9 protein-coding genes and 1 tRNA gene are annotated in these 13,451 nt (G+C 71.9%); 6 read left to right on the forward strand and 4 right to left on the reverse strand.

The window, feature by feature from the left end; genetic code table 11:
- The first annotated feature begins 22 nt into the window (after nt 1-22).
- From WME79_RS44970 to WME79_RS44990, 5 genes are all read left to right on the forward strand, one after another.
- Nucleotides 23-1,321, forward strand: coding sequence for a hypothetical protein (locus WME79_RS44970; protein WP_437528317.1), 1,299 nt, complete (start codon nt 23-25; stop codon nt 1,319-1,321).
- A 48-nt stretch (nt 1,322-1,369) separates the two neighbouring features.
- The gene (locus WME79_RS44975) at nt 1,370-2,983 is read left to right on the forward strand and encodes a PepSY-associated TM helix domain-containing protein (RefSeq protein WP_437528319.1); all 1,614 of its coding nucleotides are present in this window, start codon (nt 1,370-1,372) and stop codon (nt 2,981-2,983) included.
- On the forward strand, nt 2,976-3,323 hold the full coding sequence (locus tag WME79_RS44980) for a hypothetical protein (RefSeq protein ID WP_437528321.1): 348 nt from the start codon (nt 2,976-2,978) through the stop codon (nt 3,321-3,323). The genes WME79_RS44975 and WME79_RS44980 overlap by 8 nt, the downstream gene beginning before the upstream one ends.
- Nucleotides 3,316-3,594, forward strand: coding sequence for a hypothetical protein (locus WME79_RS44985; RefSeq protein ID WP_437528323.1), 279 nt, complete (start codon nt 3,316-3,318; stop codon nt 3,592-3,594). The genes WME79_RS44980 and WME79_RS44985 overlap by 8 nt, the downstream gene beginning before the upstream one ends.
- Before the next feature lie 323 nt (nt 3,595-3,917).
- A tRNA-Ser gene (locus WME79_RS44990) sits at nt 3,918-4,004 on the forward strand.
- A 196-nt stretch (nt 4,005-4,200) separates the two neighbouring features.
- On the opposite strand, the gene WME79_RS44995 is transcribed toward WME79_RS44990, so the two are convergent.
- Nucleotides 4,201-5,586 (reverse strand): DUF4388 domain-containing protein, encoded by a 1,386-nt coding sequence (locus tag WME79_RS44995; protein ID WP_437528325.1) that lies wholly within the window; start codon nt 5,584-5,586, stop codon nt 4,201-4,203.
- A 210-nt stretch (nt 5,587-5,796) separates the two neighbouring features.
- Nucleotides 5,797-7,746 (reverse strand): aspartate--tRNA ligase, encoded by a 1,950-nt coding sequence (gene aspS, locus WME79_RS45000; protein WP_437528327.1) that lies wholly within the window; start codon nt 7,744-7,746, stop codon nt 5,797-5,799.
- A 155-nt stretch (nt 7,747-7,901) separates the two neighbouring features.
- Between aspS and WME79_RS45005 the strand changes: the two genes are divergently transcribed.
- Nucleotides 7,902-9,947 carry a hypothetical protein gene (locus WME79_RS45005; protein WP_437528329.1) on the forward strand — a complete coding sequence of 682 codons (2,046 nt, stop codon included), beginning with the start codon at nt 7,902-7,904 and terminating at the stop codon, nt 9,945-9,947.
- A 109-nt stretch (nt 9,948-10,056) separates the two neighbouring features.
- On the opposite strand, the gene WME79_RS45010 is transcribed toward WME79_RS45005, so the two are convergent.
- Nucleotides 10,057-12,231 (reverse strand): transglutaminase TgpA family protein, encoded by a 2,175-nt coding sequence (locus WME79_RS45010; protein WP_437528331.1) that lies wholly within the window; start codon nt 12,229-12,231, stop codon nt 10,057-10,059.
- On the reverse strand, nt 12,228-13,448 hold the full coding sequence (locus WME79_RS45015; RefSeq protein ID WP_437528332.1) for a DUF58 domain-containing protein: 1,221 nt from the start codon (nt 13,446-13,448) through the stop codon (nt 12,228-12,230). The genes WME79_RS45010 and WME79_RS45015 overlap by 4 nt, the downstream gene beginning before the upstream one ends.
- Nucleotides 13,449-13,451 lie beyond the last annotated feature (3 nt).

The following is a 13,451-nucleotide window of genomic DNA, read 5'->3' on the forward strand; positions in this document are numbered from 1 at the left end:
CGCACGACAGAAGGAGACACAGATGAGTGGGATTCAGCGGAAGCAGCGGTCATCGAACCGAACCAGCGCGACAGCCTTCGCGCTCGTGCTCCTGACCGGCGTGTTCGGCAGCGGCTGCGGCGACGACGAGACGTCGAACCCCGCCGGTCAGAGCGGCAGCGGCGGGCAGGGCGGTGGCGGCCAGGGCGGCGGTGGCGGCGGGCAGAACGGCGGCGACGCGTTCATCGTCGCCACGCGCGTCTGGGACGACACCGCGACCAACTCTTACTTTCACGTGCTGCCGTCGATCGAGCCAGGCACGGAGGTCGACCCGTCCCAGGCGCTCGAGATCCCCGGATCGGCACGGCTGTTCGCGTTCGAGGGGCTGGGCTGGTTCGGCCTCGGTGAGGGCCAGGCGCCGACGATCTCGCGTTACACGCTCGATGGTTCCAACAAGCTCGTCAAGGGAGACTCGCTCAGCTTCCAGCCCTTCGGCGTGCAGTCTCTCTGGCCCACGAATTACCTCCTCTCTCCGACGAAGGTCTATCATCCGGATCGCGCGGGCGAGCAGATCGTCGTGTGGAACCCCACGACGATGGAGGTAGAAGGGACGATCCCGCTGCCGGACACGCACCGCGAGGGCTACCTGGCGCTGTACGGATACGGGTCTATCCTGCGCGGCAAGACACTGCTCATCTCGGTGGGGTGGGTCGACTGGACCACGACGGACACCATCCTCCCCGAGACCGGGCTCATCGCGATCGACACCGAGACGGACACCGTCGTGCGGTTCGACGTCGACGACCGGTGCGGCGGGATCACGCAGCCCATCGAGACGGCCTCTGGCGACGCCTACTTCGTGAGCTCGGGGCTCGCGGTGGCGGCCTATCACCTCCAGCGCCTGGAGACCGAGCCCTGCGCGCTGCGCGTCCTGAAGGACGCGGACGCCTTCGATCCGGACTTCGCCCTGCTCCTGAGTGAGCTGACGGACGGCGCGATCGCGGGCGATCCCATCCCCGCGGGCGGGGACAGCATCTTCCTCCGGGTGTTCGACGAGGAGCTCGCCACGATCGACGAGGCGACCAAGATGTCTGGCGTCACGAGCCAGCCGGCGTGGCACTGGTGGCGGTGGGATACCGCGACGAACGAGGCCGCGGCGATCGAGGAGCTGGATCCCTCGCCCGCGAACGTCTCCTTCTTCGAGGTCGACGGCCGGGTCTTCACGATCGATGAGGGGAGCGACTCCACGGAGAGCACGCTGATCGAGCTCACGGCCGAGGGCGGCCCGAAGCTCGGCCTGAAGACGCCGGGGTACCTGCACGGGTTGGCGAAGGTGAGATAAGCTCGCGCGGCGCGCGGCGCTCCGCGCGAGGGGACAGGGTGACTCGCGATGGCCAAGAAGCTCTCCCGCCATGCCTTCACGACCTTCTGGAACGTGCACGCATGGGCCGGCGTGATCGGTGGGCTCTTGCTCTACGTGATGTTCCTGTCGGGGGGGATCACGCTCTTCCGCAGGCAGCTCGCGGTGTGGGAGGAGCCCCTGACCCAGCAGCGCTCCTCCGTCGAGCAGGTGGGCCTCCAGGCCACGCTCGATGAGGGGCTCGCCGCCGCGGGGACGACCCCGGAGCAGCTCTGGTTCGACGTGCCGGAAGGTGGGCTGGGCGCCGCGCGGCTCCTCTACTTCTCGCAGGGCGAGGCGGTCACGTCGTGGGTCCACGAGGGGCTCGTGCCCGAGCGAGAGCGGCTGTCGGACTTCCTCTACGACCTGCACTACCTCTGGCACCGAGCGACCGGAGTGTGGCTGTTCTATGTGGCCGGTCTCCTGTGTATTGCGCTCCTGCTCGCGCTGGCGACCGGAGTGCTCATCCACCTGAAGGACATCGTCCGGCAGTTTCATCAGTTCCGGCCGGACAAGACGCGCCGTGTCCTGTGGTCGGACATGCACAAGGTGCTCGGCGTGATAGGCCTGCCGTTTCAGCTCCTGTACGCCTACTCCGGCGCGTTCCTCGTGTTCCTGGGGGTGCTCGTCGGGGTGTTCACGGGTCCCGTGTTCGGCGGCGACGCCGCGCGGGCAGACCTTGCGGCCTGGGGGGCGTCCTTCGCGGACGAGCCGGCGCAGGGGGCGCCCGCTCGCGGCCTGACGCTGGACGAGCTCATGGCCCGCGCGCGCGCCGCGGAGCCGCGGCTCGTGCCCGAGAGATTACGTATCCGGCACCTCGGCCTCGACAGCGGTACCGTCGATATTCGCGGATCGCTCGAGGGCGTCCCCTTCACGCGTGGCAGCGTGCGTATGCGGCTGCGGGCGATCGACGGAGCGGTCCTCTCGCTCGACGCGCCGGGCGCCGAGGGCGCGCGCAGCGACGTATTTCGCTGGATCTATGGCCTCCATTACGCCGATTTCGGCGGCACCACGCTTCGCATCCTGTTCTTCGTGCTCGCCTTGGCGACGTGCGCGACGATCCTCACCGGCAACTGGATCTGGCTCGCTCGACGGGAGGCGCGGCAGGAGCGCCTCGGCAACCGCCTCCTCGCGCGGCTCACCGTGGGCTTCGGCGCGGGGACGGTCGTCGCGATCGCGGCGCTGTTCCTGGCGAGCCGTGCGTTCCCGCTCGACTGGAGCGGCCGCGCGGCGGCCGAGGAGATGACGTTCTTGGGGGTGCTCGGGTTCTGCATCGCCTGGGCGCTCGCCGCGCGTGACGGCGGGCGCCTCTGGTCGCGCCAGCTCGGGCTCGCGGGGCTCTTGCTGCTGCCGGTCCCCGTGCTCGCGGCGCGCTGGTCGGGGGCGGGGCTCTTCGGCCCAGGGCCGAAGCTCGGAGCCGTCGTCGCCGTCGACGTTGCGCTCCTGCTCACGGCCGCGGCGCTCTGCGCATCTGCATGGGCGCTTCGCCGGGCGACCTCGCGACCCGAGGCCCGGCTCCTTGTGACGCGCCACGCGCCGCAGCCTTCGTTGGCCCACGGCCGGGCAGGGCTCGTGGCCAGGAGGCAGACGGCGACCCATGGTTGAGACCGCGTCGGTCCTCTCGGCGTATCTCGCCTTCGCGCTGCTCCACGGGGCGCGGCCAGAGCGCCTGCCGTTCGGCGTCGCGGCGCGGTTGCGCGCGAGGCGCGGGTGGCGCGCCTCGGCCCGAGTCCTGGCCATCGCCTTCTTCTCGCTGTCGGTGTGGCTGTGGAGCCGAGCCGAGGCCGGCCCGGCGGCGTTCCTCGTCCCCATCGCGGCGCTCCTCTGCGCCGCGAGCGCGTTCGTCCTGCTCGCGCCTGTCTGGCCGCGCGCCGTCTGGGGCCTCGCCCTCCTGTGTCCGCCGGCCATCGCCGCGCTCTCGCTCCTCGGAGCCCGCGATGGCTAGCCGCCGTCTCGCCCGGCTCGACTCCGCGCTGCGCGTGCTCGCAGCGCTGGTCGGGACCCTCCCGCTTGCGGTCCTGGCGAGCGTGTGTCTCGCGCGATTCGCGCCGCTCGCCGAGGACACGCGGTCCGCGCTCGGCTTTTCGCTCGTGGTTCCGCTCTGGCTCGCGGCGATGTGCTTTGCCTTCCTGACCCGCAGCGCGGCCCGCGCGTGGGGGGCCTGCGCGGCGCTCGGCGCCTTGTTGCTCGCCCTGGCCTACGTGGTGCCGCAATGACGGACGCGCGATCCTGACGACCGGAGCTGTCCCGGCGCCCTCAGCGCTCCTCGTTCGTTCGACGGTGATCGGCCGATCCGAGCGCCCATGCCCGAGCCCGGTAGCCCGCTTCCAGGGCTGTCCGTCCCGCCCCCACGGGATCCGTCGCCACCGGCATCCCCCTGCACGATCTTTTGTGCACGGCGACAACCTCTTTGGTATGTTGCCGCTCCCTCGCCGCCGCGCCGAGCGTCCGACGAGCCAGCGTTCTTTCTATCTTCATGCATCGAGGTCCGCGCTGCTCCTGCGCTGAGCACGGAGCGGGCGGACCATCCTGGGTACCAGGAGAGGTGGCCGAGTGGCTGAAGGCACACGCTTGCTAAGCGTGCGATCGGGAAACTGATCCGCGGGTTCGAATCCCGCCCTCTCCGCTGCGAGAACGCTCAGCGCTACGCCCATCGTGCGGCGGCCTGAGCACCGCGAACACGCGAACACGCGAACACAAACAGACGACCCGCGGGTGATGCGGGCCGCGCTTGAGCGCGCCGCTGCGACGAGCAGCGCGTGGGTGATCATCGCGCGGTCGCGGCCTCACGCGGGACCGCGTGGTCCTCGCGGCCGCGGCGCTCAGGCCGCCCTGGTCCTCAGCACCCGCGACTGAAGGAACTGGTAGATCGTCTTGATCGCGTCGAACGAGCCGACCGCGCTCTCCTTGATCACCTCGTTCACCGTGCGCGAGCCGTTGACCGCGCCGAGCACGAGCTGCTCGATGCGCGTCAGCTTGCCGGAGCCCACGCCGTCGAGCGCGACCTGATCCACGACCACCACCTGGTCGAAGTTGATCGTCCCCTCCATGAGCCGCCACTCGTCGACGCGCCGGAACCCCTCGAGCACCAGCGCAGACACCGGGAGGCCGAGGTGCGCCTGCTCGACCTCGGGGCGGAACGGCTCGCGCGTGAACGAGAAGCGCCCGTAGGGCCAGCGCAGCACCTCGTAGATGAGCTCGCTCGACTGCCGTTCCAGCACGGCGATGAGATCGTCGTTCGTCGCGACGCCGGCCTCCAAGAGCACCTGGCCGAGCAGGGCGTGCGGCCGCTTCGCGCGCAGCAGCGCCTCGAGCCGCTCCCGCGTCAGGAGCCCGCGCTCGATGAAGTAGCGCCCCAGCTTGAACTCGTCCGACGAGTTGCGCGCCTGCACCAGATCGATGAGCCCCTGGCGGAGCGAGATCGTGACCGACGCGCGGTTCGTGGTCACCCGAAGCACGCCCGTCTGCCGCTGCATCTGGAGCAGCTGGAGGATCTCGGCGAGCGGGATCGCGGAGACGTCGCCGCTCATCACCTCCTTCGCGTCGGCGGGCGTATCGTCGAGGTCGCGGAGCGTCAGGGTCAGCTTGGAGACCACCTCGCTCGTCATCACGCGGGCGACCGCCTGCATCACCGCGGCCTCGTTGGTCCGCGCCTCGGGCGAGAGGCTCATGATCGCCGGCGTCATCACCGTCGACAGCTGCTGCGCGAACTCCGCGCCGGCGCGCTGGCGCATGCTCCTGGCGAGGAGGCTCGGCCGCACGCTCTCGGCGATCGTGTCCTCGTCGGGCATCTTCGCGCCCTCGGGCACGGGCCGCGCGCGCCCCTCCGCCGCCTTCGAGAGCGCGCCCTCGATCACCGCGACCAGCGCGCGCGCGTCGAACGGCTTGGTGATCGCGTCGACGGCGCCGGTCTGCTGGACGAACTGCCCCCTGAGCTTGTCGCCCTTGGCGCTCATCAGAACGACGGGCACGTTGCGGTGCGACGGGTTCGAGCGGAGCTCCCGGCAGAAGGCGTAGCCGTTCATCCTCGGCATCACGAAATCGAGGAGAACGAGATCGTACTTCGGCCCCTTCTTGACCAGCTCGATCCCCGCGAGCCCGTCGCGCGCCACGGTCGGGTCGAACCCATTGCGAGCGAGGATGGCGCTGACGACCTTCAGGATGGTCGGGCTGTCATCGACAACGAGGACTCGCGCCGGGGAGGCCATGGCGAAGAATACAGGCCCTACCCTACCAGAAGTGCGCGGCCTGCAAACATAAAGGCCAACGCGATCGGCCACGCGCGGCGAGGCAGAGCACAGCGAGCGCGCCACCCTCCCGCGCGGAGCGCGCGACAAGCGAGAGGCTCGCCGCGCCGCCGCACTACCGCCGCCGCCAGAGGTGCATCATCCCATCCCGCGCGCGCCCCCGGGCTGGCATCAGGCGCCGGCGCTGCCGGTGCCCGTCGCGCCCTGCCGGGTGTCCGCGGCCGCGACCGCCGTCTTCACGTGAAGCTCGGCGAGCTGCGCGGCGTCGACGACCACGGGAGCGCCCGTCATCTGATCAGTGCCCTGGTTGGTCTTCGGGAACGGGATGACGTCCCTGAGCGTCGGCGCGCCGCTGAGCAGCATCGCGAGCCGGTCCATGCCGAGCGCGATGCCGCCGTGCGGGGGCGCGCCGCTGCGGAGCGCGTCCAGGAGGAACCCGAACTTGTCGCGCGCGTCGTTCTCGTCGATGCCCAGCGTCTTGAAGACGCGCGCCTGCACCTCGGGATCGTGCAGCCGGATCGAGCCGCCGCCGATCTCGAACCCGTTCAGCACGAGATCGTAACGGTAACACTCGACGCGCGCCGGATCGCTCTCGAGGAGCGGGACGTGCTCGTCGATCGGCCGCGTGAACGCGTGGTGCGCGGCGGCCCAGCGCCCCGTGTCCTCGTCGAACTCGAACAGAGGTGGGTTCGTCACCCAGAGGAACCTCCACTGGTCACCATGCCCGTACTCCGGGATGAGCCCCATCTTCTTCGCGACGTCGATGCGGAGCTTCGCCATCACGGTGTGCACAACGGCTTCCTTGCCGAACTGGAAGCAGAGGACGTCGCCCGGCTTGGCGCCGAGCACCTCGTTCAGCTTCTGCCGGAGCTCCGGCGTGATCGACTTCGTGAGCGGCGACTGCGTCCAGGAGCCGTCCTCGGCGAGCTTGGCGCGCGCGAGGCCGCGGAAGCCCTTCACGTCGCGGAGCCCGCGCTCGAGATCCTCGGTCTGCTGGCGCGACAGGTTGGCGCTCGCCGGGATCACGAGCCCCTTCACGATCTCGGCCGGCAGGTCGCGCCGCAGCTTGCCCGACTTGAACTTCTCGGCGAGCTCGACCCAGAACGGCACCCCGCCGCCGTTGTGCTCGATGATGAGGTCCGTGAGGTCGGTGTGCTCGATCCCGAAGCGGAGGTCGGGCTTGTCGTTGCCGAAGCGGCGCATCGACTCGGCGTACGGCATGCGCGGGAAGCGGCCCGTCGGGTAGAGCTCGGTGAGGTCCTTGCCGAGGGCGGCCTTGAACACCGCGAAGACGAGCCCCTCCATCAGCCCGAACACGTCGTCCTGGTTCACGAACGACAGCTCGACGTCGATCTGGGTGAACTCCGGCTGCCGGTCGATGCGCAGGTCCTCGTCCCGGAAGCACTTCACGATCTGGAAGTAGCGGTCGAAGCCCGCCACCATGAAGAGCTGCTTGTAGAGCTGCGGGCTCTCGGCGAGCGCGTAGAACTTGCCGGCCGAGATCCTCGACGGGACGAGGAAGTTGCGCGCCCCGCCCGGCGTGTACTTCACGAGGAAGGGCGTCTCGAGCTCGAGGCAGCCCTTGTCCGACAGGTAGTTCCGCGTCGCGCGGTTGATCTCGTGGCGCATCCGCAGCGCCCGCTGGAGCGGGGCCCGGCGCAGGTCGAGGTACCGGTGCTGGAGGCGGATCTCCTCGCGCGTCTCGATCTCGTCCGCGATCTCGAACGGCGGCGTCTCCGCCCTGTTGAAGATCGTCGCCTCGGCGACCCAGACCTCGATGGCCCCCGTGTCGATCTTGTCGTTCACGTTGCCTTCTCGGCTGACCACGACGCCCCGGATGCCGATGACCCACTCGGACCGGGCCCGCTCGGCGGCGGCGTGCGCGTCGAGGAGATCCTTCTCCTCCGTCTTCAGGCCGTGCTTCCTGATCGCCTCGAGGTAGCTGCGATCGAAGACGATCTGCGTCACGCCGGTGCGGTCGCGGAGGTCGATGAAGATGCAACCGCCGTGATCGCGGCGCCGCGCGATCCAGCCGAACAGCACGACCTCCTTGCCAATGTCTGCCTGGCGCAGATCGCCGCAGCGGTGCGTCCTCTTGAGCTCATCGATGAAACGGGACACGAGCCGACCTCCGATTTTCCGTGGAAGGGGCGACTCTAGCCCAGGTCGCCGCTCACCGCCCTCCGTATCCTCCGCGCCCTGCGCGCGCGGATCGGCCCCGCGCGCGCAGGGCGTGGGCCACGCGCCGCGCGCCGCGACCGAGGCGCTGCGCCGGGGTGCGCCGGAACTTGGCCCGGCCGCGGCCGATCTGGCATGGCCGCTCGGTGGGCTCCGGAGAGAAACGCTGCTGGCTCGATCGGTCGCTCGCCTTGCTGTCGGCCGCGCTGCCCTTCGGGCTGTCGCTGGCCCGCGCCGCCTCTTCCGGGCAATGGCGGGAAGATCTCACGGCCGTCCGGGATCTCGGCCTCGTCGCGGTCGGCGTGGGCGGCGGCCTGTCGACGGCGCTCTCGCAGGCGCTGAGCCTGCTCCCGCTGGGCTCTCGCACCTTCCGCACCGCCCTCGGATCGGCGCTCGCGCTCGCGCTCGCGTCGCGCCTGCTCTACGGGATGGTCCGCCGCCTCCTCCTGGAGTCCGCGCGGCCGGCGCCCCTCCCGGGGCTCGCGCTCTGGCGCAAGCTCCGCGGCGGCGCAGCGGAGGCGACCGCCGCCGGCGCGCCATCCACGCGATCCACGCCCGCCGCGCCCGCCGCGCCGGACGTGCTCGGCGGCGCCGTGAGCCCGCGGCTCGCCTCCGTGCTCTCCGCGATCGCCGTCCTCACGGCGGCCCTGTCGCCGACCTGGCAGCGCGAGGCGACGGTCGGCGGCGGCGCCATGATCGCCACCTGCTGCGCGCTCGTGACGCTCGCGCTCGCGTCGACCTGCGCGGAGCAGGCGCGGCACGCCGGGCGTACGTGGATCGCGCTCGGCGCGCTCCTCGGGGCCACGTTCGCCGAGAGCCCCCCCGCCGGCCTCGCCGCGCTCGCGGCGTCGTACGCGATGTTCCTCGCGCGCGGCGGCGCGCAGCACGCGGGCGAGCGCCCCGCCGAGGCCTCGGCCGGCGGCCCGCCCCGGCGCATGCTGGGCGCCGCCGTTGGCGCGGGGGCGCTCACGGCCGCGCTCCTGCTCGCGCCGCTCGTGCTCAGGCCGCTCGCGCCGCGCGCCTGGGCCGACATCGGCCGCGCGCTCACGGCCGGCAGCCTCGCCGCCCTCGACGTCGCGAGCGCCCGCACCACAGCGCTCGCCGCGTGGAGCCTCGAGATCGGCGTCGTCTCGCTGCTCATCGCCGCGGCAGGGCTCGCGCTCTCGCTCCTGCGCCCGCGCGCGCGGTGGCTCGTCGCGCCCTTCCTCGTCCTGCTCGCGCTCGACACCCTCCTGCCCGCGCGGGCTGCCGGCGTGCTCTCCGCGGATCCGCTCACCCCCCTGCGCTCGCTCGCGGTCGCGGCGATCGCCGTCGGCTCGGCGCTCGGTGCGCACGCCGCGGTGCGGGCGCTGCTCCACACGCGCGTGCCGTTCTCGCGGAGCGGCGCGGCGCTGCTCGTCGTCTTCCAGCTGACGCTTGTCGCGCTGACGAGCGAGGAGGCAGGCTTCGCCGCCGATCGGAGCGAGCAGACGGCCGCCGAGGTCTGGACGGACGAGGCGTACGGGAGCCTCGATCCCGGGTCCGCGATGCTCGTGCGATCCCCGGCGATCACGTGGCGGGTGTGGGCGGCGCGGATCACGCGCGGCGAGCGGCCGGATGTCCTCGTGGTCCCGATCCCGCTGCTCGATCGCGGCCACGTCGCCGCTCGCCTGCTCGCCGACGAGCGCAAGCTCGCGCCGCTCCTGCGCGACTTCGCGCTCGCGGGCGAGCCCGGCGAGTTCGCCCTCTCCACGCTGGCTGACGTCCGGCCGCTCCACGTGGAGCTCGATCCGCGCTGGTCGAAGAAGCTGCTCGGCCACCTGAACGTCGCCGGCATCTGGCTCGAGTACGCCCCGCAGCCGCTCGGCGCCTCGGATCGCAAGCTGGCGACGGCGCAGTCGATCGCGCCGCTCAGGCGCGTGCTGGAGTCGCTCTCGATCGCCGCGGTGCCGGACACGTCGACGGCGGCCGTCCTCGCGTCCACGATGCGAAGCCAGTCGGACGTCGTCAGCCTGCTGGGCGAGCGCGTCGTGGCGCAGTCGTTCCTCGACCGGCTGGGCGAGCTCGCGCCCGCGGATCCGTTCATCTCCGGCGGCCCGAGCCGCCGCGCCGTCACCGGCATCCGGCAGGCGTTCATCGCGAAGCGGCCTTTGCGCCGCCGTTGATGCGGTCCGCGCGGCTGGAGCAGCGCGCGCGGCGCAACCCGCGTGGACCGCGTGGCCCGCGCGCCGCGGCTCCGGGCGCGCCGCTCGTCTTCCCGATCCCCGGCCGCGATCAGGTCGACGCGGCGAGCCCGCTGTCGCTCGCAGCGCGCGCTCGCCGCTCCGCCCCGCGCAGCGCCTTGACCCGCCGCTCGAAGTCGCGGCTGTCGTCCTCCGTGAGCGTCGCCCCGCCGAAGCGGGCGCGCAGGTAGAGCTGCGTGAGCGTCAGGATCTCGCGCGCCAGCGGGTGCTCCGCGAGCTCCAGCGCCTCGGCGTGGCGCAGCGGCGGCAGGCTGGGCGGGCGCGGCACGCCCTGGACGAGCATGGCGGCCTCCAGGCTCTCGTAGAGCGCGGTCGCCAGGATCGCGCTCGGGGTGCGCCCGGCGTCCGCGCGGCGCTCCTCGCGCCCGCGGCGCGTGCGGCGGAAGCGCCAGTAGAGCAGGCCGCCGCCCACCGCGAGCGCGACGGCGGCGACGGCGAGGATCCGCGGGCGCGACAGCGAGAGGTCGCTGCTCGATCCGGACCTCCGGTAGCGCGACGTCAGCGTCTGGAGCAGGCCCACCTGCTGGTTCAGGTCGTAGCCGACGACGTGCCTGTCCCAGCGCTGGCTCGTCGCCTCGATGAAATCGCGGAGGTACGCCCAGGCCCCGACCAGCTCGCTCTTCGGCGCCGCGTCGGCCGGCGGCGTCGGGTCGAACGTCATCCACCCCTCGCCGTCGAGGTACACCTCGACCCACGAGTGGGCGTCGCCCTGGCGCACCGCATAGAACCGGCCGAAGCGGTTGTAGGTGCCGCCGACGAAGCCGGTCACGTTGCGCGTCGGGACGTCCACCGCGCGCAGCAGGATGGCCATCGCGGTCGAGTAGAACTCGCAGTGCCCGCGCTTCGACTCGAACAGGAAATGATCGAGCGGCTGCGGGTCCGCGCCCGACGGCGACGCAAGGTCGTACCGGTACTCCGTGCGCAGGTGCTCCTGGATCGCCCGCGCCCGATCGGCCGGACGATCCACGCCTTGCGTCCACTGTTGCGCGAGATCGACGACGCGCGACGGCAGATCCTTCGGGAGGTCCAGGTAGCGCCTCCGCTCGGAGCCCGGGAGGCGCTGGAAGGTCGGCGCCCGCTTCCGCGACAGGAAGACGTCGTAGACAAGCCCGCGATCGTCCGTGGGCTGGTACCGGAGCTCCCCCTCCGGCCCGCGGTAGGCCATCGTGTTCGCGTCGACCCCGAGCTGCCCGCGGTGCTTGAGCCGGAGCCCCGTCGCGTTCGGCGGGAGGAAGATCACGGGCGGATCGATCGGCTCGAGATCGATGCGCATCACCGGCTCGACCGCCGGGTCCGGGTACCGCTCGATCGGCACGAGCCCGGCGTCGCTCTCCGTGGGGCGCTTGAAGGTCTCGCTCTGGGTCCAGGTGCGGCCGTCGTACGCGTCGAGCGCCGTGCCGCGCAGGTGCATGGTGAGGCGCGGGGGCGGTGGCTCCGGGAGCTCGGGGATCTCGACCCGCATCGCCAGCTTGGGGTCGCTGCGCAGCACGCCGACCGCGCCGAGGTCGACCTTGCCCGAGAAGCCGATCATCCGCCCTGTGTGGCCGCGGTTGAGCAGGAGCAGCGAGAGGCCGACGCGCGGGAAGATGACGAACAGGAGCGCCGTGAAGACGAAGATCGGGATCGAGAGCAGGCAGGTGACGGCCAGGAACGAGCGCCCGACGACCCGCCTCGAGCGCAGGATGCGCGGCACGTCCACGGGCAGCCCCGTCCGGTCGCGCGCCCCCTGCCGGTAGTTGCCCTCGACCTCGCGCCGCAGGTGGCTGAGCACGAGCGCGCCTGGGGCGACGACGAGCACCCCCAGGAAGCACAGCCCGTAGCCGATGCCGCCGCCGAGGACGGTCCCGGCGATGAGGTGCAGCAGCGCGAGCACGATGACCTGCTGGTCGTGCGCCGCCCCTTTGCGCGTCGCGAGCCGGATGATCTGCAGCGCGGCGGCGAACTCCACGAGCACGTCGAGCACGCTCGCGTCGGTGGCGACGATGCGGACCACCTGGACGGCGATGACGGCCAGCAGGATGCCCGTGTCGAGGTGGCGGAGCGCCGGGTGCCGCTGCCACGACTCGCGCACGACGAGCGCGAGCCCGAGGCTGATGAGGATCGCCCAGCTCACGTAGCGGTTGAACTGCCCGCTCGCGACGAGGGCGATGACGCCGAGCGCCGCGAGCGCGTCGGTCATGACCCGGTGCACCATCCCGAATCTCATGACGCGCCCCTCGGCGCGCCGGCGCGGCGCTCACCGCTGCTCGGGCTCGGGCTCGATCCCTGGCGCAGCGACGCGCGGGCGCCGCGCTCGGGCGCACGGCCGTCGTCGACCGCATCGAGCAGCGCCAGGAAGCGGAGGATCGCGTCGGAGCCGATGTTGCGATCGCCGCGCACCCGCTCGCCCAGCGTCGTCGCGACGACCACGGCGTCGCCGCGCTTGATGTGGGCAACGGCGCGCGACGCGGCCTCGCGGATCCTGCGCTCGAAGGTCGGCGCGAACGCGTCGCCCTCCCCGGCGGGGCGCACCGTGTCGACGACGATCTGCACGTCCGGCCGCGTCTCGCGGGTGCGCTCGCGCAGCACCAGCTGGTCGCGCATCGTGCTCTTCTTCCAGTAGATGTCGCGCGGATCGTCCCCTTCGCGCATCGGCCGGAGGCCGAAGGTCTCGTCGCCGCCCCCGCGCCCGCTGAGGCTCGCGCCGCCCTCGCGCCGGCCCGCGTCCTCGACCGGGAGCCGGACCGGATCGACCGCGGGGTAGATGATGAGGTCGCCCTCGGCCTCGACCTCCCGCGATTTCTCGAACAGCCCGAAGGGAAAGCGGGTCGCGATGCGGAATCCGGTGTGCCGGTCGCGGCCGCGCCTCGCTGGCGTCCGCCGGTACGCGGCCACCTGCGCGCTGGAGGGGCTGATCTTCAGGAAGAAGCAGCGCTTGTCGGCCGGCTGGCCGGCGCGCAGATCCTCGACCTCGATCGCGTACGACGGCACGCGCTTCTTGTGGTTGTAGACCTCGATCTCGACGAGGTGAGCCCGGCCCACCTGGGCGCGGGCCGGGAGCCGCCGGGTCACCGTGAGGTGCTGCAGCGACAGGTCGCTCATCACGCCGGAGACGACGATCAGCGACAGCAGCATCCCGAGCAGCAGGTAGAGGAGGTTGTTGCCCGTGTTGATCGCCGCGAAGCCGACGCCCAGCGTGATCCCGAGGTAGTACTTTCCTTCCCGGGTGAACTTCAGCTTCCGAGGCGGCCTGAGGAAGAGCAGGGCCCTCGTCCACAACGACGCCTTGTCCCCGCGCGGGGGCAGCAGCGGGCGCTGCTCGACCAGCGGCCTGTCGCGCCTCGGCTTGCTCGGCCGGATGGCGCTCCGCGCCGCTGCGCCTGCGCGGTCAGCGCCGCGGGAGCTGCCGCTGAGTGATCCCCGCTCCCTGTCCTCTGCGCCCATCGC

The sequence above is a fragment of the Sorangium sp. So ce726 genome, assembly GCF_051521405.1.
Lineage (GTDB): Bacteria > Myxococcota_A > Polyangia > Polyangiales > Polyangiaceae > Sorangium.